Here is a 19,898-nt window from a genome sequence, read left to right as displayed (position 1 = left end):
GCCCGGTTACGCATCAATTTCATTTCTCTTTGCCTGTATTCTCGCCAGCCTCGATCAGCGGCCCTGCATCGGAATGAGGGCGCTTATAGACCGGGTCGTACATCGGAGAATGGAGATAGCGATTCAGTGCAAACCGCACAAGCACCCCGACAGCCGCAGCAGCTGGCACTGCGACCAGCATCCCAGTGAAGCCAAACAGAGAACCGAAAGCGAACAGAGCAAACATCAGCCAGACAGGATGTAGGCCTACAGACGAGCCGACGAGCTTCGGCTGGAGGATATTTCCCTCGACAAACTGGCCCAGGAAAAACACCGCGGCAACAGCCACGATCATGACCCAATCAGGCCAGAACTGAACGAGCGCAACACCGATTGCGAGTGTCAGACCGACGAAGGATCCGATATAAGGAATGAAGCTGATAAGGCCCGCGAAAAAGCCAATAAGCAGGCCGAAATTAAGCCCCGTCAGGGTCAGACCGATAGCATAATAGGTGCCGAGAATGAGGCACAACGTGCCCTGCCCGCGCACAAAGCCAGCCACTGCTGCATCCATGTCGCGCGCAATGCCGCGGACGGTGTAAAGTTGCCGGCGCGGAACCCATGAATCGATGCGGTCAACCATGCGATCCCAGTCGAGCAGCATGTAGAATGCAACCACCGGCGTAACGATGAAAAGACCCGCAATATCAATGAGAGATTTCCCCGAATTCCACAGGGACTGGAGCAATGTGGAGAGGAAACCGGCGCCTTGTTGCAGCAACGTGCTGAGATTTTCTTGAATGACAGAGCTATCGATACCGATATAGCGCTTCAGCCAACCGGAATTTTCGTTGGCCATCAGAGCCTGAAGCTGCGAGATGTAATCCGGCAGTTTGGAGATGAAATCCGCGAGCTGTGTTGCCAGAATCGGGATGATAATCATCAGCCCTATGACCAGGATCATCAGAAAGATGAGCAGAATGACAATTGTTGCGGCCAGTCGTGATAACCCTAACCGCTCCAGTCTGTCGGCCACAGGATCAAGGAAGTAGGCCAGCGCCATACCCGCTACGAATGGCAGCAAAACTGGGCTGAAAACCACAAGAAACAGTAGGAATATCGCAACGGTACAGGTCCAGAACATGGCCTGACGGCGGACGACAGAACCGGTAAAGCCGCCCACTTCCACATTCACGTGAATATCGCCATCGCGTGCCACAGCCTCTGACTGCTGTATCGTCTTACTCGTCGTGTCACGCACAGGCGCTGGTTTCTTGGCCATATTGATCCATTCTCTGCAAAGATATTTCCCGCGCCTCAACTATAATATGACGATGTTACTATTCTCGTAAGCGCAGGCAGATAAAGATAGTTAGATCGTCGCAAAAAGATTGCAATGATTATGAGTGAGCCACTCGCCGTGCATCGACAGGTTACACTAAATCCACACCACCCAAAATTTCGGCAGATTCCTACGCTGTTTTGCGCTTTTCCAGCCTCTCGGCCTTGCAGGACAAGCAATCTCATGTCATTGCGCCGGTAAATATTCCCCAAAAGGGGCACAGCCCCGTTTCAGGCCAGTTTCAGGAGCAGGTGATGACCACTGAGAATAACCCCGCCAAGAAAAATGGACTGACTTATGCGGAAGCTGGTGTCGATATCGATGCAGGCAACCTGATGGTCGACAAGATCAAGCCGCTTGTCCGCTCCACGCGCCGTCCGGGTGCTGATGGTGAAATTGGTGGTTTCGGTGGTCTGTTCGATCTCAAGGCTGCAGGCTTTACCGACCCTGTTCTTGTTGCGGCTAATGATGGCGTTGGCACCAAGCTCAAAATTGCTATCGATGCGGACAAGCATGACACGGTCGGCATCGACCTTGTGGCCATGTGCGTGAACGATCTCGTCGTTCAGGGTGCGGAGCCGCTTTTCTTCCTCGATTATTTCGCAACTGGCAAGCTGTCGCCTGATCAAGGTGTGGCTATCGTTTCCGGCATTGCCGAAGGTTGTCTTCAGGCTGGTTGCGCGTTGATCGGTGGTGAAACCGCTGAAATGCCCGGCATGTATCGCGATGGCGATTACGATCTGGCCGGTTTTGCGGTTGGTGCTGCAGAACGCAATCGTCTCCTGCCACGCGGCGATATCTCCGAGGGCGACGTCATTCTCGGCCTTTCCTCGTCAGGTGTCCATTCCAACGGCTTCTCGCTGGTGCGTCGCATTGTTGAAATGTCCGACCTTGGCTGGAAATCCGATGCACCATTCCAGTCTGGAGCAACGCTTGGCGAAGCTCTGCTAGAGCCTACCCGCATCTATGTGAAGTCACTACTGGCTGCAATCCGCGCTTCGGATGGCATCAAGGCCCTGGCACACATCACTGGCGGTGGCTTCCCGGATAACATTCCACGTGTTCTGCCGGACGGTCTTGCTGCAGAAATCGATCTCAACGCAATCAAGGTGCCAGCCGTGTTCTCCTGGCTTGCCAAGACCGGCGGCGTTGAGCCACTCGAAATGCTGCGCACTTTCAACTGCGGCGTCGGCATGATTGCGGTTGTCATGCCTGACAAGGTTGATGAAGTGGTAGCTAGCCTCGCCGCCGAAGGCGAAAACGTCGTTACGCTCGGCCGCATGGTTAAGCGCGAAGGTGAAGGCGTTGTCTATCAGGGTACACTGGCACTATGAGCCACAAGCGGGTCGTTATTTTCATCTCGGGCGGCGGCTCCAATATGGAGGCGCTGATTCGAGCTGCTCAAACACCCGATTTTCCGGCTGAAATTGTTTCAGTCTTTTCCGATAAGTCTGATGCTGGCGGCCTGGCGAAAGCACAAGCCGCTGGTATCGTAACGCAAGTTTTCGTCCGCAAGGAATATGCCTCGAAGGATGCACATGAAGATGCAATCCTTGAAGCTCTTGCGCTACTTAACCCGGATATCATTTGCCTTGCGGGCTATATGCGGCTTCTGTCCGGTAAATTCATTGCACCTTATGAGGGGCGTATCCTCAATATTCACCCTTCTCTGCTGCCACTGTTTCCCGGCCTGCACACGCATCAGCGTGCGCTTGATGCTGGCATGAAACTAGCAGGCTGCACCGTGCATCTGGTAACAGAAGGTATGGATGAAGGGCCTATTCTGGCGCAGGCTGCCGTTCCGATTATTGACGGCGATACTGAAGACAGCCTCGCCGCACGCGTGCTGAAAGCAGAACACAAAATATACGCAGATGCGCTCAAAAAGTTTGCTGGTGGCGAGCTGAAAACTGGCTTGTCACTCGATGCAATGGTGATCAGCGCCTGAGCCTAAACAGATGATTAAGCGCGACAAATTCATCACACCCGAATTTTTTCGTTAACAAAACTTTAATTCTCGTGAAAATGCCCTAATTCCAGTGCGTAAGGGGATTTGCTTCGGCATCCCTTGAGAGTCGCATAAGCGTCTCTTTCTGTATTGTGTTTTATTAGAGGACAACATCATGTCTCTCCGTTTTTCGACTTCCTTCCTGTCGGCGATGGCCGTCGTTTCGGGCATCGCAATTACCGCACCTGCCCTTGCTGCTGACTTCGTAGCGCCTCCCGGCTCAGGTCGCACCCAGCCGCGTTCGGAAGTTGGCACCCTCACCTGCGATATTTCGCCTGCAATCGGTGTCATCATCGGTAGCCAGCAGGATGTGGATTGTGTGTTCAGCCCTGTTCACGGTCGTGGCCCAGTTGAACGTTACACCGGCAATATCACTAAGATCGGCGTTGATGTAGGCTTCATCAATGGCGGCACGATTGCATGGGCCGTCTGGGCACCAACCGTTCGCCCTGAAGGCGCATTGAAGGGCCGTTACGTCGGCGCTTCGGCAAATGCCGCGATTGGCATCGGCGCTGGCACCAACATTCTGACCGGTGGCTCGTGGAAGACGATCTCCCTGCAGCCTATCTCGCTTCAGGGTCAGAAAGGTCTCAACGCAGCCGTTGGCCTTTCCAAGCTCAAGCTGAACTACGCAGGCTAATCAACTTGATAAATACAAAAGCCCGCGCCGAGCATTTGTTCGGCGCGGGCTTTTATTATCCAGTGATTTTCTTGACCCAGATCTTGGTGTCGTGAACCGCCAGACCACCATAAGGGGCAGCTGGCTCGGCCCCAATCAGAGTATTAATTCCCTCACCGCGCTCAAATGTGGAATTCGGAAAAATACCCTCCGACACCACCACGCCGCGTTTTTGACCAGCGCGCAGTACGGCATGAAGCACGACTTCACCGCGATGATTGCCGATTTCAATCCGCTCACCATCAGTAATATTAAGATCAGCCGCGTCGTCCGGGTGGATGAGAAGCTCTGGCCTGATTTCCTTGGCAAGCGATGTGGGCGTTTCGGCAAATGTCGAATTTAGGAAATTATGCGCTGGCGATGTTGCAAGGCGGAATGGATGGTCTGCATCCACAGCCTCAATCACATTCCAATAATCTGGAAATTCCGGCATCGACTGATGCGGTCCTTGCAGACCCATGACTTCCGGCGGTTTGTTGGGCGATGGGCTTCCAGTCCAGTCGGGACGGAAGCGGTATTTGCCATCCGGCCAGTTAAAGCCGTTAATGTAATGCGCTTCCTCAAATGGCGGCTGCAAATCGACAAAGCGCTTTTCCTTCAGTTCATCGAAATGCGGGAGATCGCTATTGGCATTCATATTGTCGATCAGCGTGCGCTCATCAAGGTCGAAGCCGGGCAAATGCGCAACGCCTAACCGCTTTGCAAGTTCGTTGATCACAAAGATGTTCGGCTGCGCCTCCGCAAGCGGTTCAATCAACTTGGGCCCAAGCACCACATGCTGCTGACCGCCGCCACGATAAATATCGTCATGTTCAAGGAAGGTCGTAGCAGGCAGAACGACGTCGGCCATCTTGGCCGTATCTGTCATGAACTGCTCATGCACAGCGACAAAAAGGTCTTCACGAGCAAAACCTTCACGCACCAGACGCTGCTCCGGCGTCACATTCATCGGATTGGTATTCTGGATCAGCATCGCGGTCACTGGTGGACCACCATAAAGCGCTTCGCTATCACCCGTCAGAATGCGCCCGATCTTGGACTGATCGAGGAATCGGATATTCATATCCTGCATCGCGCGACCTTCGATCTCGCGCTTGTCCATCTTGAATATGCCGGAATTGGAATGGAATGCGCCGCCGCCTTCATATAAAAATGCGCCGGTCACACAGGCAATTGATGCAGCTGCGTGCATGTTGACCGCACCATTACGCTGGCGTGTGAAACCATAGCCAAGGCGGAAATAAGTCCGCTTGGTCTTACCCACCAGATGCGCAAACGCCTCAATCTCTTCGACGCTAAGGCCGGTGATTTCAGCTGCCCACTCAGGTGTGCGGGGACAAAGATGTGCTTCCAGCCCCCTGGGGTCGTCGGTGTAGCGATTAAGATAATCCCAGTCGGCAAGACCATCACGGAACAGAACATGCATGACAGCGCAAGCGAAAGCACCGTCGGAACCGGGTTTGAGCACAATGCCCATATCCGCCTGTCGGACGGTGGCATTGGCGTAGATGTCGATGACGACGATCTTGGCACCGCGGTCTTTTCGAGCGCGCACTGCATGGGTCATCACATTGACCTGTGTGGCTGCAGCATTGGTGCCCCAGATGACAACCACATCGGCCTTTGCCATCTCGCGCGGGTCTGGGCCCGTCAGACTTCCGGTTCCGGCAAAATAGCCAGTCCATGCCATATTGGTGCAGAAACTGTCGAACTGGTTCGAGTAACGCTTGGCAAAACGCAGGCGATTGATGGAATCTCGTTGCACCAGCCCCATTGTACCGGCGTAATAATAGGGCCAGACGCTTTCACTGCCATATGTTTCTTCGGCTTTGAGAAAGCGTTCTGCAATCAGATCAAGCGCCGCATCCCATGAGGCCTGCTTCCATTCGCCCTCGCCTTTGCGGCCAGTACGAATGAGCGGATGCTTCAAGCGGTCAGGGTGATGAACACGTTCCGCGTAGCGTGCGACCTTGGCGCAAATCACACCCGCAGTGTAGCTATTATCCTTCGCGCCGCGCACACGGCCAATAGTGCGCTCATCCAGTAGCTCAATATCAAGCGCGCAAGTGGACGGGCAATCATGTGGACAAGCTGAATGTCCGATTTTGATGTTCGATCTGGATGATAGCTGGGTCATAAAGCTTTTTTAGCGCAAGCTCGCTTTGGCAGAAACGAATTTCTGATGGATTGAACCACCTGCGACGAAATAAATTTTCATGAAAGCCGTAAGGTGATAGCACCCAACACAATGAGACCGGCAGCCAGAAAACGTGGCAAGCCGACTTTCTCTTTGAGAATGAATGCAGAAATCAGCACACCAAACAGGATCGCTGTCTCTCGCAAAGCTGCGACTACTGCAATCGGCGCCATTGTCATCGCCCACAGGGCAAGGCCGTATGAGCCCAGTGTCCCTAGCCCTCCAACCAGCGATGGACGCCAGCGGTTACGCACATAGTTTAGAAACCGATCCGGCTCACGATAGAGCGCCCAGCCAGTGAGCGGGAAGGCATTTATCAGAAACAGCCACAGCGTATAGGACAAGGTATGGCCCGACGCGCGCACCCCAACGCCATCAATGATGGTATAGGCTGCGATAAAGCCCGCATTGGCTAAAGCAATCAGAGCAGTTTTGCTGGAAGTGCCGCCGTTACGACGCCTTGCTTCTAGCGCCATAGCCAGAACGCCCGAACAGATCAGGATTACGCCGATCCAGCTACGCCAGCCCATCACTTCGCCAATCAGTGGCGCGCTGACCAGCGCCACCAACAGGGGCGGCGTTCCGCGCATAATCGGATAGGCTTCGCTCATGTCGCCCGATTTGTAGGCGGCAGCAACCAGCGACATATAAAAGGCCTGCGTGATCGTCGACAGGCCAATAAATATCCAGCTCGACGGATGCGGCAGCGGCAAAAAGGGTAAGAAAAATACAGCGACTAATCCCGCTGCACCAGTAACACTGGCTGCTGCGAAAAACTTGTCGCCACTCCCCTTTACGATAGCATTCCAGCTTGCGTGAAGAAACGCGCCACAAAGGACTATCAGCAGAACACTACCAGACATGCAAAGCTCGACTCAGATGAGAGCGGATGATGACAGTTTTATGTCATATTTAACTGAGCTGGGATATTGCCGAAAGCGACGAGGCATGAAACAAGCGCGAACATGAATTACCGTCACGCCTATCACGCCGGGAACTTTGCTGACGTCGTCAAGCACGTCATCCTTTCCCGCATCGTTGAATATCTCAAGCGCAAGGATCAGGCCTTTCGTGTGATTGATACCCATGCGGGTATCGGTCTTTACGATCTGCGCGGCACTGAAGCTGAGAAAACCGGCGAGTGGACCGGCGGTATCAGTCGTTTGATGGATGCGGTCGAAAAAGGAGAAATTCCACAAGCGGCGATAGAACTGCTTGAGCCTTATCTCGACACAGTTCGTAGGGTGAACAAAGGAAATAAGCTCAAGCATTATCCAGGCTCACCGCTCCTGACGCGACACCTGCTGCGCAAGCAGGATCGTCTTTCAGCGATTGAGCTGCACCCGCAAGATGCCAAAAAGCTGGCAAAGCTGTTTGATGGCGATTATCAGGCGCGCGTCATTGAACTTGATGGTTGGCTGTCGCTTGGTGCGCATATGCCGCCCAAGGAAAAGCGTGGGCTTGTGCTTGTTGATCCGCCGTTTGAAATAGAAGGCGAATTCGACCGTCTCGTGGATGGGCTCGTTAAGGCCTACAAGCGCTTTCCCGGTGGAACCTATGCGTTCTGGTATCCGGTGAAGGACCGCAAAGAGACGGAGCGGTTTTCGAAGCGTCTGCGCGAAACAGAGATTCCGAAAATCATGCGGATCGAACTTGCGATTCGCGCGCAGTCACTGGAACCTCGTCTTGATGGCACAGGAATGATTGTCGTGAACCCGCCCTTTACACTGGAAAGTGAGATGCAAATCCTGCTTCCCTGCCTTACCAAGTTGCTTAGCGAAGAAAAGGGGGGCAATTTCAGCATTCAATGGATACGCGGTGAGACGGATCGTACTTGACCGTTTCCAATTGCTGAATGAAACTGCGCCCAGACAAGTTTGGAAAAACGAGCTTCATGCTCGAATTGTGAGACAGGATAGAGACATGCAACGCAAGTTGGATCGCATCGGACAGTTTTCTCGGGCAGCCCTTCTGGCCGCTTCGGTTCTTCCCCTGACGTTCGCTTCCCTGCCCGCAAGCGCCGCTGACTATCTGACATCGGCACCAGCATCCGTCGGCGATGCCGGTCTTTGCAGCCAGCAAGGCGTTTTGCGCAGTGTCGTTGCTGATTTTGGTTATCAGGTCCGCAATGTTCCGAACCTGCCGCAGGTTGGTATTTCGGCCATGAGCGATGTTCGCCTCACCCGTTATGAACCAAAGAACAATCCAGCTCAGATCGAACGCACCTATTGCAAGGCCACTGCGGTTCTCAGCGATGGTCAGTACCGTACGGTTTGGTACATGGTAGAAGAAGGACAGGGGTTTGCCGGTGTAGGCCAGAATGTAGAATTCTGCGTTGACGGCTTCGACCGCTGGTTTGTCTACGACGCAAGCTGCCGCGTTCTGCGCTGATCGTGAACATCATGCTGCGCAAACTGGCGGTACTATCAGCCGCCCTTCTTGCCACTTCTTTTACAGCGCTACCCGTAATGGCGCAGGACCGGGGCAATAATCGCCCCGGTGATTTTGATTTTTACGTGCTGTCTCTTTCCTGGTCTCCTAGCTATTGTGCTCTAGAGGGTCCAAGAGCAAACAAGCAGCAATGCGGCACCAGGCGTCCGTTTGGCTTTGTGGTTCATGGCCTTTGGCCGCAAAACGAGTGGGGTTATCCAGCAAATTGTCAGTTTGACAATGTACGCAGCCGTGGCAGCTTTGTTCCCCGCCAAATTGTTTCAAGCGTTTCCGATATCATGCCGTCAACAGGGCTAGTTGCGCACCAGTGGCGCAAGCATGGAAGCTGCTCTGGCCTCTCCCAGAACGATTATTTCGCGACTGTTCGCCAAGCCTATCAGCACGTGAACATTCCGCCGAGCCTCCGGAGTATGGCTGGAAACCGGCGTGTTGATCCGTTACTTGTTGAAAAGGCATTTATTGCGGCAAATCCTGACATGAAGCCTGACGGCGTGTCCATATCCTGCAAGAGCAACTATCTTCAGGAAGTGCGCATCTGCATGACCAAAGACCTCAAATTCCGTGCCTGCGAGCAGGTCAATAACAATGCTTGTCGCAGCCGATCCGTTATGATGCCCGCGGCTCGTTGAAACCGCACTCGCTTTTGTTTCTGCGCATTAACCTGCGCAAAATTGCTTCGCAATTCTGCCAGAAATGCTCTCGATAATTTCTCACTCAGGAATGAATATGACACAGATTCTCTATTCACCCGCCTCGCCGTATAGCGCGAAGGTGCGTATGGCCGCCCATCATGCGGATATTCCATTTGAAAGTGTGGTGGTTACAACCTCTGCAGAACCGGAAACCCTCATCAACGCCAATCCGCTTGGCAAGATTCCGACATTGGTTACGGATGATGGCAAATCGGTTTTCGACAGCCGCGCGATCATGCAGTATTTGAACCGTGTTTCGGGCAGCAAGCTTTTCCCTCGCAATGCTGAAAAGCGCACCGACGCGGAACGTTTTGAAGCGATTGCGGATGGCTTGTCCGATGTTCTGCTCGCGCATGTTTATGAACGCCGTATGCGTCCGGAAGAAAAAGTGCACCAGCCATGGCTTGATCTGCAATGGCGTAAGGCGGAACGCGCACTCGATCTTTTGAATGAAGCCCCGCCTCGCCTTGCTGGCAAGCTTCATGGCGGACATCTGGCTGTGGCAGCCACGTTGGGTTACTTAGGCCTGCGCTTTGAAGGCAAATGGGAGCGTGGTCGCCCAAAACTTAAGCGCTGGATGAAGCGCTTTGAAGAACTGCATCCGGAACTTTCGAAGCTCCTGCCCCACGGTTAAAAATTCAGACAATAAAATTTGCGCAATAAAAAACCGGGCAGGAAACTGCCCGGTTTTTCTGTCCAATTACGAAGTAATTAGAACTTGTAGCCAACGCCAACGCGGATATCGTGGGTGTCGAGCTTGTTACGGACCGATTCAGTACCGAGATCGTATGTCTTGTTACCGAACTGAGTGTAACGGTATTCAACGCGACCAAGGATGTTTTCGGTCAGCTTAGCTTCCAGACCGGCACCAGCAGTCCAACCAACGCGGAACTTGCTTTCGTCTTCAATGCCGTTGTCGAGCTTAACCTGCGAACCAGCAACACCAGCGGTGATGTAAGGCATAACTGGGTTCAGGTCGTAACCAAGACGGCCACGGAGCGAGCCTTCAAAGCCCTGCTTGGCTTCCAGACCGTTCTTGGACTTCTTTGCCCAGGAATAACCTGCATCACCTTCAACACCGTATACGAACTGGTCCTGCTGGAAGTTCCAGCCAGCGTATGCGCCAGCCTTCATATCATCAGGCTTGATAGCGCCGTCAGTGTTGGTCTTTACCTTGTTCCAGCCGTAGCCGAGGTACAGACCGGTGTAACCACCAGCCCAGCTGGACTGTGGAGCCATTTCAACAGGAGCTGGAACAGGAGGTTGTTCCATGATGGCGTCAGCTGCGAAAGCAGTTGCAGAGAACGGCAGCAGCGCAGCCGAGGCGATTACAAGAGACTTAAGAGTGCGCATAGCATTCTCCTTACTTAAAATTACCTTTAGCGCGGTCCCTTATCGGGCGGACAGCATATTGGGGAGTGAACCGCCCATGCCGCGCTGACAGGACAGACATATCGAGGGTAAATGCGGCACGATCTGCCCCCTTCTGTGGAGAGAACCTGACGAGAAGGTGGCAAAATTGCGATGTTGCATTCTCGCAACGCTCCCACCGCACACCTATATAGGAACAAGCGGCATTTCATTTTATTGAACTGAAAGAGCTTGATCCAATTGAAGCCACTGAATTTGCTATGTTTTTGTCAGTAGTGAACAACACGCCTTTTAAATTTAGCTGTATTTTTTCCAACAAAATGGCATGAAATGAAGCGATGAATCACGATAAGAAAGTGTTTACCCTGTTGGAAAATCCGGAACCCAACCTGCTTGCAAATTGCCCTGTTCTGGTGACGGGCGGCGCTCGTCGCATAGGAAAGGCCATTGTCGAAGACTTGGCTGCCCATGGCTTTCCGGTGGCTATTCACTGCAACCGTTCTTTCGATGAAGGTGAGGCGCTTGCGGCCCAAATCGTTGAAAATGGCGGTGTAGCCTGTGTTTTACAGGCTGATCTGTCAGACGAAAACGACGTGCGTGGCTTGCTCCAGCAGGCAGCTGACCAGCTCGGACCGATTCGTTTGCTCATTAACAACGCCTCGCTGTTTGAAGATGATCGCGTTGGTGATCTGGATATGCAGCTTTGGGATCGTCATTTTGCGATTCATTTGAAAACGCCGGTGATTCTTGCCGAAGCAATGGCGAAAGCTCTGCCCGACGATGCAGAGGGCCTCATTATAAACATCATCGACCAGCGGGTCTGGAAACTGAACCCGCAGTTCTTTTCTTACACGCTTTCAAAGACCGCCCTATGGAATGCCACAAAGACACTTGCGCAAACGCTCGCACCGCGCATTCGGGTCAATGCTATTGCCCCTGGTCCTACTTTGCCGAGCGAGCGTCAGAATGCAGACGACTTTGAACTACAGGTTAGCCATTTGCCTTTGCAACGCGCGCCCGATCTGTCGGAATTTGGACGCACTGTTCGATATTTCTGGGAAAGCCGTTCAGTGACAGGCCAGATGATTGCCCTCGATGGTGGGCAGCATCTGGCATGGGAGACCCCAGATATTGCAGGAATTAAGGAATGACCGGACCACGCAAGACCAATGATGATGCCATTTCACACCTGCCGTCGGATGATGAGCAGGATGTGGCTGGCATTATTATGGGCGATGCAGAATCTGATGACGATGATGACGCAATCGAAGATGTGCCAGCCGTTGCCTCGGCTGCCGATTCCATTCAGTGGGATTCGTCAGATGGCTTGCCGGATACTAAAGGTCTGAGCGGCGCCGATATTATCAATGCCTTCGTCAAACGCTTACCGAATAACCCGGGCGTCTATCGCATGTTCAACAGCGATGGCGACGTGCTTTATGTCGGCAAGGCACGCAGCCTGAAGAAGCGTGTATCCAATTATGCGCGCGGCGTTGGTCATTCGAACCGTATCACCCGGATGATCAGTGAGACGGCGACGATGGAATTTGTGGTCACGCGCACCGAAACCGAAGCGCTGCTGCTTGAGGCTAATCTTATCAAGCGTTTGCGGCCGCGTTTTAACGTGCTGTTGCGCGACGATAAATCGTTCCCCTATATTCTATTAAGCGGCAATCACCGTGCGCCCGGCATTTTCAAACATCGCGGCGCGCGTACGCGCAAGGGCGAATATTTTGGCCCATTTGCTTCCGCAGGCGCCGTTGGCCGCACGATCAACGCGCTTCAGCGCGCATTTCTGCTGCGCACCTGCACAGATTCGGTTTTCGAAACACGAACGCGCCCTTGCCTGCTTTATCAAATCAAACGTTGTTCAGGTCCATGCACCCATGAAGTCAGTGATGAGGATTATGCCGAGCTGGTAGCGGAAGCCAAAGCCTTCTTGTCTGGTAAAAGCCAAACCGTAAAGGATCATCTTGCGGCAGCAATGCAGGCGGCCTCTGCCGAGCTCGATTTCGAACATGCTGCGGTTTATCGTGACCGCCTCTCGGCTCTTTCCCATGTACAATCGCATCAGGGCATCAACCCTCAGACGGTTGAAGAGGCCGATGTCTTTGCTATCCATCAGGAAGGTGGCATGACCTGTATTCAGGTCTTCTTCTTCCGCACTGGACAGAACTGGGGTAACCGCGCTTATTTTCCAAAAGCCGACAGTTCGCTCGGGCCTGCTGAAGTGCTTGGCGCGTTCCTTTCGCAGTTCTACGATGACAAACCCTGCCCGAAGCTGGTTCTACTCTCCGAAAGCGTTGAAGAACAATCGCTTATCGCTGAAGCGTTATCTTCGCGTGCGAGCCATCGCGTGCACGTCAATGTTCCGCAACGCGGAGAAAAGAAAGAACTGGTCGATCATGCTCTGACCAATGCGCGCGAAGCGCTGGGGCGGCGGCTTGCAGAAACCTCCTCGCAGGCACGCCTTCTGAAAGGCCTGGCGGAAACCTTTGGCCTTCCACATACACCGCGACGCATCGAGGTCTATGATAACTCGCATATCATGGGCACGAACGCGGTGGGTGGTATGATCGTTGCTGGGCCGGAAGGCTTCGTCAAGAATCAGTATCGTAAGTTCAATATCAAATCGACTGACATCACACCCGGCGATGACTTTGGAATGATGCGCGAAGTGATCGAGCGACGGTTTTCGCGGCTCGTCAAGGAACATGGTGAACCGGAGCCTGTCACGGGCACGGAAAACCTGGAAGCTGTCAACGATGCCTTCCCGGCATGGCCCGATGTTATTCTCATTGACGGTGGTCAAGGTCAGGTCGGAGCGGTCCGTCAGATACTTGGTGAGTTAGGCATAAGCCAGTTGGTGACTGCCATCGGCATTGCCAAGGGTGTGGACCGCGAAGCAGGACGCGAGCGCTTTTTTGTCGAAGGTAAACAAGCTTTTACGCTGCCGCCGCGTGATCCGGTTCTCTACTTCATCCAGCGTATGCGCGATGAAGCACATCGGTTCGCCATCGGCACGCATCGGGCACGACGCAAGAAGGAAATGGTTGCTAATCCGCTGGATGAAATTTCGGGAATCGGCCCAACGCGCAAGCGTGCACTTCTCCATCATTTCGGCACGGCAAAAGCCGTATCCAGAGCAGCAATTGAGGATCTGATGCAGATCGATGGTATATCGGAGGCCATGGCAAAGACCATTCACGACCATTTTCATGACCGATGACGTAATTTTGTCCGGGTTTTGGCAACTAATCCTGTAAGGGCGTCATTACGTCCCGGCAGAACAGACGCGCAGGTGTTGATTTTCTCTGTCATCCCTGATGATGTGCACCAACAACGAATGCGGCGGTACAATGCGGAAAAATCACACTCTCTCTTTACCCAACATTCTGACTTATGTGAGAATTCTTGCGGTGCCTCTGGTTGCTTTATGCTTCTTTGTTGAAGGCCGTCTTCATTCCAGTGATTTTGCTCGTTGGAGCGCGTTGGGAATTTTTGTTTTTGCGAGCATTACAGATTTTTTCGACGGATATTTAGCGCGTGCTTGGAAACAAACCTCCACGATAGGACGTATGCTCGATCCAATTGCTGACAAGCTCTTGGTTTCCACCTGTCTTCTGTTGCTCGCGGCCGATCCAGCAAAGACAATTGCTGGCTGGAGCCTTTGGGCTGCGATCATTATCCTTTGCCGCGAAATTCTTGTATCGGGCTTGCGTGAATATCTCGCCGAGTTGAAGGTCAGTGTTCCGGTTTCGCAACTTGCCAAGTGGAAAACCACAGCACAGATGGTTGCATTGGCGTTTCTGCTCGCTGGCCCTGCAGGGGAAAAAATCCTGCCTTACACAACCGAAATTGGCATTGGTCTGCTGTGGATTTCAGCCATCCTGACGCTTTACACCGGATGGGACTATTTTCGCGCAGGCCTCAAACACGTGATGGATTGATCGTCGTGCGCGTAAATCTGGTCTATTTCGCCTGGGTGCGTGAAAAAATCGGAAAGGGAGAGGAAGTAATCGAGCTTCCTTCCGAAAAGATCACTGTTGGTGAGCTTATCGCTCACCTCAAAAGCCTTGGCGATGAATATGAAGCGGCTTTTGAGCATGAGAGTGTCATTCGTGCCGCGATCAATCAGGAACATGCCGAACATGACGAACTCGTCAGAGACGGCAACGAAGTGGCGCTTTTTCCACCTATGACAGGTGGCTGATATGGCCTGTATATGACGAGCCAATCGACCTGTCCTCTTTTCATCAGCGTTCGCGATGCCGACTTCGACATCGCGGAAGAAATCCGCAAGCTTGGTGACGGTCGCAAGGATATTGGCGCCATCGTCAGCTTTACCGGTCTTTGCCGCGATGAAGGCGGTAAACTTTCCGCACTTGAGCTGGAACATTATCCTGGAATGGCAGAAGCCGAAGTTCTGCGTATAGCTCGTGACGCCATTAGCCGCTGGCCATTGTCTGGAGTTTCCATCATTCACCGTTTTGGGCTGATTAAACCCGGTGAAAATATCGTTCTCGTTGCCACTGCCTCAGCCCATCGTCAGGCCGCTTTTGAGGCCGCATCATTTCTGATGGACTTCATGAAAACGGGAGCCCCATTCTGGAAGCGCGAACATCTGGTTGATGGCGGAATCGGCGGCTGGGTAGAATCAAACACCGAAGACGAGCAAAGCCGGGGACGCTGGTAGAAGACTTGAAACCCCTCACCTTTTGTGGGCAAGTTGTCGCAGGTAAAACTGTTTTTTACATGGAAAGAATTTCACTGACCCTGTTTAATCACGAATTAACTATTTAAGCCCCTAAAATATAGGGTATTTTGGATAGTGCGATGTCGCACCGCCACAATTTTCACATGAAGCAGCGTTTATTGTCTGCCTTATGAATCATGATGTTTACGGGCATAGGATCACTGACACATTCGATAGATTGTCAGCACCACCGAAAACACAGAGTAAGAAATGCGGGGAACGGAAGTTTCGGATTTGGCAATGCTAAAAGGACTTACGAAAACTCTTTCAATCGTGGCAGCTCTCGCTGCGGGCATAGGCGTGCTCGGGGGAGCGGCCATGTTTTTCACAACGTCCATGCCAACTGCCAGTATCGCAGCTGACAAGACTATTAGTGGTAAGATTGTTTACCGTGAGCGCATCGCTCTGCCGCCTGAAGCGCACCTCATCGTGCAGCTCAATGATGTTTCCCTCGCGGATGCGCCTTCCAAGACTATTGGAGAAACACGGATCGAGGCTCCACAGGGGTCACCTATCCCTTTTGCCATCAATTTCGATACAGACGGTATTGAGCCGCAGCACACCTATGCTTTGCAGGCGCGTATCGTTGCCGGTGACACGCTTTGGTTTGTGAGCGACGAACGTTACACTATCGACCCAAAGAACCCTGATGAACCCGTTGAGCTGAAGGTCGTCATGGTTCGCAAGAGTGCCGATGAAGCCGTAACGATTGGCATCGAAGGCAAGGACTGGCTCGCTGAAGACATTCAGGGTGGCGGCGTCATTGATACCGCGCAAACAACGCTACTGGTGGACTCTGACGGCACTGTCAGCGGTTCGGGTGGTTGCAATCGCTTTATGAGCAAAGCAGTGATCTCAGGAAGCAGCATCTCGTTTGCCGAAATCGGCTCGACCTATATGCAGTGCCCACCTGCGCTGATGAATCAGGAACGCAAGTTCCTCGATGTTCTCGGCAAAACGCGCTCATACAAGATGGATGCGGGGAAACTCGTTCTGATCGATGAGGGCGGCGACGAGCTGGCAAGACTTGCCCAGAGTCTCTAATTCCTTCAAATTTAATAAGACGAACAAAAAAGCCCGGTCTCTCAACCGGGCTTTTTTATTTATCCTATCAGCAATTAGCCGACGATTTCGGTGCCGGAGAACCAGTAAGCGATTTCTTCAGCTGCAGTTTCAGGAGCGTCCGAACCGTGAACCGAGTTTTCGCCGATCGACAGAGCAAATTCCTTACGGATGGTGCCTGTGTCTGCGTTTGCTGGGTTGGTTGCACCCATGACTTCGCGATTCTTCAAGATGGCGTTTTCGCCTTCGAGAACCTGAACGATTGTTGGGCCAGACGACATGGATTCAACCAGCTCACCAAAGAAAGGACGTTCTTTATGAACAGCGTAGAAGCCTTCAGCTTCACGAGTGCTCATCCAAACGCGCTTAGAAGCAACAACACGCAGACCAGCTTCTTCGAGCTTGGAGGTGATAGCACCGGTCAGGTTGCGGCGGGTCGCATCAGGCTTGATCATGGAGAAGGTACGTTCGATTGCCATTATGACACCTTGTATGATGGAAAATTAGAAAAGTGAGGCTCTATAGCGTTGATAGCCCCGATTGCCAAGGGGGAGCCCCTTCACCAACTCTCTTATCAGCTTGAGACGGCAGGAAATTGACTGCATAGATGTGTAAATTCGATTCAGATGCGGGGCAGTCATGGAACAGCACTTTCAAATGTTCGCCTATTACAATCGATGGGCGAATGAATTGCTCTATTCAGCAGCCGCTGATTTAAGCGATGCTGAATACCGGCTGGATCTGGGACTATTCTTCGGGTCAGTGCACCGCACCTTCAATCATTTGCTGGTCACGGATCGCATCTGGATGAAACGCTTTACCGGTGAAGGCGATCACCCAAACCTGCTCGATGCTATTATTACTGACGATTTCATCACGCTCCGCGACATGCGACGCGCAGAAGATGAGCGCATCTGCAAGTATGTTGAAGGTATGAATGCGGAACAGCTCGCCGGTCGTTTTACCTATATGACGGCAACCAATGTTCGTACGATCAGCCAACGGGTTGCACCAGCCCTTTCCCATCTCTTCAACCACCAGACACACCATCGCGGACAAATCCACGCGGCATTGACGCGGCTCAGCGCTGATGCACCTTCCTTGGATCTCATTCAGTTTCAGCGCACCGAAGCAGGCCGCCGCTTCGCCTGATAGTTGATAGTCGATACTTGCGGAAATTTCCGAAGCCGTGCAAAAGCCTTTCCACCATGCTTATTCTTGACGACATCTCCGTACGTATCGCCGGGCGCCTTTTGATCGACCACGCCAGTGTAACACTGCCAGCGGGATCGAAGACAGGTTTTGTCGGGCGTAACGGAACCGGAAAATCCACCCTGTTCCGCGTTATCACCGGCGACCTTGCGTCTGAAACCGGCAGCATTTCGCTGCCGAGAAACACGCGCATTGGCCAGGTGGCCCAGGAAGCCCCCGGCACCGAAGACGCGCTGATCGAAATCGTCATGAAAGCGGACAAGGAACGCGCAGCTCTTCTTGAAGAAGCTGAGACGGCAACTGATCCGCATCGCATTGCCGAAATTCATACACGCCTTGCCGATATTAACGCGCATTCCGCAGAAGCACGAGCAGGTGCAATCCTGTCAGGTCTCGGTTTCAATGCTGAGGCACAGCGCAGGCCCGCGTCGGCCTTCTCCGGCGGCTGGCGGATGCGTGTGGCTTTGGCCGCAGTGCTGTTTGCTGAACCTGATTTGCTGTTGCTCGATGAGCCTACCAATTATCTCGATCTGGAAGGTGTTCTGTGGCTTGTCGATTATGTGAAGCGTTATCCGCACACTGTCATCATCATCAGCCATGATCGTGACCTGCTGAACTCGGCCACATCATCGATCATGCATCTTGACCAGAAGAAGATCAGCTTCTGGCGCGGCAACTATGATCAGTTTGAGCGGCAACGCCATGAGATGCTTGAACTTCAGCAGAAGGCGCATGCCAAGCAGGAAGCGCATCGCAAGCATATGGAATCCTTCGTGGAGCGATTCCGGGCTAAGGCCACCAAGGCCCGTCAGGCGCAATCGCGCATGAAGGCTTTGGAGAAGTTGAAACCCATTGAGCTTTACGTTGAAAGCAATGTGCAGCCGTTCCGCTTTCCCGACGCGGACAAAAAGACAGCATCGCCAGTCATCGCACTTGATAATGCAGATGTCGGTTATGTGCCGGGGAAACCAGTGCTGCGCAATGTCACGTTACGCATCGACAATGACGATCGCATTGCGCTGCTCGGCTCCAATGGCAACGGTAAGTCGACTCTTGCCAAACTGATTGCCGGACGTTTACAGCCAGAAAAAGGGAATTTGACCCTTTCTCCCAATCTAAAGGTCGCGTTCTTCGCACAGCATCAGATGGACGATTTGATCCCTGAAGATAATGCGATTGAGCATGTGCGCAAACTCATGCCGGGCGAGTTGGAAGCCAAAGTACGTGCGCGCGTGGCTCAGATGGGGCTTTCAACCGAGAAAATGCTCACACCTGCCAGAGACCTATCCGGTGGCGAAAAGGCACGTCTTTTGATGGGCCTTGCGACTTTTCATGGTCCAAACCTGCTGATCCTCGACGAGCCGACCAACCACCTGGACATCGATAGCCGTGAAGAGCTTGTGCATGCGCTCAATGCGTTTAATGGCGCGGTGATCCTCATCGCCCACGACCGCCACCTGATCGAAGCAACCATGGACCGCCTGTGGCTTGTGCGCGAAGGTGGTGTAAAAGCATTCGATGGCGACCTTGACGAGTATCGTCAGATTGTTCTGGCCGATGCGAAGGGCGAACAGCTTTCTGAGCGTGACGAAGGTCCAAAAGTCAACAAGGCGGAGCAGCGTAAGCTCGCAGCCCAGAAGCGCGAAACATTGGCCCCCTTGCTCAAAAAGATCAAGGAAACCGAGAGCTTGATGCAGAAACTGCAGAAACAGATTCAGGGCTTCACTTCACAACTGGAAGATCCCGCTCTTTATGAAAAGGAACCGCAGAAAGCGATCCGGATCAACAAAGAGATGAGCGATGCAAAATCAGCTCTCGCAAATGCGGAAGACAAATGGCTGGAAATGTCTTCTGAATACGAAGAGGCAATGGCTGAGTAGAAATCCTACACATCGTGCTTTGTGCGCCAAAGAGGGCGCATGGAGTTCTAAAGCATGTTCGCGGGCGCTCAAATGGATTCATTTGAGCGCCCGCGAACATGCGACAGCTAAAAGAATCTAGAGCGAGCACTATGGGTGCGATTAAGCGCGACACGCTCTAGGCTCCAAACCCAATTAAACATTTGATCAAATTACTTCTTCATGATTCACTCTCCTGATAACGGGAGTTTTGGAGCATGGCAGGAGAATTCTGGCTTGATGATCGGCAA

Annotated in this window: 20 protein-coding genes; 15 read left to right on the top strand and 5 right to left on the bottom strand. The window is 52.8% G+C overall.

Annotated features, from left to right (window positions below; genetic code table 11):
* Window positions 1-19: 19 nt before the first annotated feature.
* Entirely contained in the window at window positions 20-1,261 is a 1,242-nt protein-coding gene (locus OIV19_RS21320) for an AI-2E family transporter (RefSeq protein WP_191793040.1), read from the bottom strand.
* A 314-nt stretch (window positions 1,262-1,575) separates the two neighbouring features.
* Here OIV19_RS21320 and purM point away from each other — a divergent pair, with 314 nt between their 5' ends.
* The 3 genes from purM to OIV19_RS21305 all read left to right on the top strand — a co-directional run bounded on the left by purM (window position 1,576) and on the right by OIV19_RS21305 (window position 3,969).
* Window positions 1,576-2,655, top strand: coding sequence for a phosphoribosylformylglycinamidine cyclo-ligase (purM, locus tag OIV19_RS21315; RefSeq protein WP_264233696.1), 1,080 nt, complete (start codon window positions 1,576-1,578; stop codon window positions 2,653-2,655).
* The gene (purN, locus tag OIV19_RS21310) at window positions 2,652-3,269 is read left to right on the top strand and encodes a phosphoribosylglycinamide formyltransferase (RefSeq protein WP_095446358.1); all 618 of its coding nucleotides are present in this window, start codon (window positions 2,652-2,654) and stop codon (window positions 3,267-3,269) included. The genes purM and purN overlap by 4 nt, the downstream gene beginning before the upstream one ends.
* Window positions 3,270-3,444: 175 nt before the next feature.
* Window positions 3,445-3,969 (top strand): DUF992 domain-containing protein, encoded by a 525-nt coding sequence (locus tag OIV19_RS21305; protein ID WP_095446357.1) that lies wholly within the window; start codon window positions 3,445-3,447, stop codon window positions 3,967-3,969.
* A gap of 55 nt (window positions 3,970-4,024) precedes the next feature.
* Here OIV19_RS21305 and OIV19_RS21300 read toward each other — a convergent pair whose 3' ends face one another.
* Complete coding sequence (locus OIV19_RS21300) at window positions 4,025-6,145, bottom strand: molybdopterin oxidoreductase family protein (RefSeq protein ID WP_264233695.1); 2,121 nt, start codon at window positions 6,143-6,145, stop codon at window positions 4,025-4,027.
* 77 nt (window positions 6,146-6,222) lie between these two features.
* Window positions 6,223-7,068: a DMT family transporter gene (locus OIV19_RS21295; RefSeq protein WP_095446355.1), complete on the bottom strand. Its 846-nt coding sequence runs from the start codon at window positions 7,066-7,068 to the stop codon at window positions 6,223-6,225.
* Window positions 7,069-7,170: 102 nt separating this feature from the next.
* Between OIV19_RS21295 and OIV19_RS21290 the strand changes: the two genes are divergently transcribed.
* The 4 genes from OIV19_RS21290 to OIV19_RS21275 all read left to right on the top strand — a co-directional run bounded on the left by OIV19_RS21290 (window position 7,171) and on the right by OIV19_RS21275 (window position 9,982).
* On the top strand, window positions 7,171-8,043 hold the full coding sequence (locus tag OIV19_RS21290) for a 23S rRNA (adenine(2030)-N(6))-methyltransferase RlmJ (protein ID WP_264233694.1): 873 nt from the start codon (window positions 7,171-7,173) through the stop codon (window positions 8,041-8,043).
* An 85-nt stretch (window positions 8,044-8,128) separates the two neighbouring features.
* On the top strand, window positions 8,129-8,596 hold the full coding sequence (locus tag OIV19_RS21285; RefSeq protein WP_264233693.1) for a phage portal protein: 468 nt from the start codon (window positions 8,129-8,131) through the stop codon (window positions 8,594-8,596).
* A gap of 11 nt (window positions 8,597-8,607) precedes the next feature.
* Window positions 8,608-9,285: a ribonuclease T2 family protein gene (locus OIV19_RS21280; protein ID WP_264233692.1), complete on the top strand. Its 678-nt coding sequence runs from the start codon at window positions 8,608-8,610 to the stop codon at window positions 9,283-9,285.
* A 97-nt stretch (window positions 9,286-9,382) separates the two neighbouring features.
* Window positions 9,383-9,982, top strand: coding sequence for a glutathione S-transferase (locus OIV19_RS21275; RefSeq protein ID WP_264233690.1), 600 nt, complete (start codon window positions 9,383-9,385; stop codon window positions 9,980-9,982).
* A gap of 77 nt (window positions 9,983-10,059) precedes the next feature.
* On the opposite strand, the gene omp25 is transcribed toward OIV19_RS21275, so the two are convergent.
* Window positions 10,060-10,701 carry an outer membrane protein Omp25 gene (gene omp25, locus OIV19_RS21270; protein WP_095446350.1) on the bottom strand — a complete coding sequence of 214 codons (642 nt, stop codon included), beginning with the start codon at window positions 10,699-10,701 and terminating at the stop codon, window positions 10,060-10,062.
* A 356-nt stretch (window positions 10,702-11,057) separates the two neighbouring features.
* On the opposite strand from omp25, the gene OIV19_RS21265 reads away from it, so the two are divergent.
* From OIV19_RS21265 to OIV19_RS21240, 6 genes are all read left to right on the top strand, one after another.
* Window positions 11,058-11,870 carry an SDR family oxidoreductase gene (locus OIV19_RS21265; RefSeq protein WP_151091454.1) on the top strand — a complete coding sequence of 271 codons (813 nt, stop codon included), beginning with the start codon at window positions 11,058-11,060 and terminating at the stop codon, window positions 11,868-11,870.
* Complete coding sequence (uvrC, locus tag OIV19_RS21260; RefSeq protein WP_264233687.1) at window positions 11,867-13,948, top strand: excinuclease ABC subunit UvrC; 2,082 nt, start codon at window positions 11,867-11,869, stop codon at window positions 13,946-13,948. The genes OIV19_RS21265 and uvrC overlap by 4 nt, the downstream gene beginning before the upstream one ends.
* A 130-nt stretch (window positions 13,949-14,078) precedes the next feature.
* Window positions 14,079-14,669 carry a CDP-diacylglycerol--glycerol-3-phosphate 3-phosphatidyltransferase gene (pgsA, locus tag OIV19_RS21255; protein WP_094577449.1) on the top strand — a complete coding sequence of 197 codons (591 nt, stop codon included), beginning with the start codon at window positions 14,079-14,081 and terminating at the stop codon, window positions 14,667-14,669.
* A 5-nt stretch (window positions 14,670-14,674) separates the two neighbouring features.
* Window positions 14,675-14,932, top strand: coding sequence for a molybdopterin converting factor subunit 1 (gene moaD / locus OIV19_RS21250; RefSeq protein WP_095447865.1), 258 nt, complete (start codon window positions 14,675-14,677; stop codon window positions 14,930-14,932).
* 12 nt (window positions 14,933-14,944) lie between these two features.
* Window positions 14,945-15,415 carry a molybdenum cofactor biosynthesis protein MoaE gene (locus tag OIV19_RS21245; RefSeq protein ID WP_264233684.1) on the top strand — a complete coding sequence of 157 codons (471 nt, stop codon included), beginning with the start codon at window positions 14,945-14,947 and terminating at the stop codon, window positions 15,413-15,415.
* A gap of 300 nt (window positions 15,416-15,715) precedes the next feature.
* Entirely contained in the window at window positions 15,716-16,519 is an 804-nt protein-coding gene (locus OIV19_RS21240) for a YbaY family lipoprotein (protein ID WP_264233682.1), read from the top strand.
* Window positions 16,520-16,593: 74 nt separating this feature from the next.
* Here OIV19_RS21240 and ndk read toward each other — a convergent pair whose 3' ends face one another.
* On the bottom strand, window positions 16,594-17,016 hold the full coding sequence (ndk, locus tag OIV19_RS21235) for a nucleoside-diphosphate kinase (protein WP_264233680.1): 423 nt from the start codon (window positions 17,014-17,016) through the stop codon (window positions 16,594-16,596).
* 160 nt (window positions 17,017-17,176) lie between these two features.
* On the opposite strand from ndk, the gene OIV19_RS21230 reads away from it, so the two are divergent.
* A complete protein-coding gene (locus tag OIV19_RS21230; RefSeq protein WP_095446344.1) occupies window positions 17,177-17,689 on the top strand; it encodes a DinB family protein in 513 nt (170 codons plus the stop codon).
* Between the two features lie 56 nt (window positions 17,690-17,745).
* Complete coding sequence (gene abc-f / locus OIV19_RS21225; protein WP_264233678.1) at window positions 17,746-19,629, top strand: ribosomal protection-like ABC-F family protein; 1,884 nt, start codon at window positions 17,746-17,748, stop codon at window positions 19,627-19,629.
* Window positions 19,630-19,898: the final 269 nt, after the last annotated feature.

This window comes from Brucella sp. HL-2, assembly GCF_025846885.2.
Classification (GTDB): domain Bacteria; phylum Pseudomonadota; class Alphaproteobacteria; order Rhizobiales; family Rhizobiaceae; genus Brucella; species Brucella quorumnocens.
The sequence above is the reverse complement of the archived record's forward strand: the minus strand, read 5'-3'. Positions and strand labels throughout refer to the sequence as shown.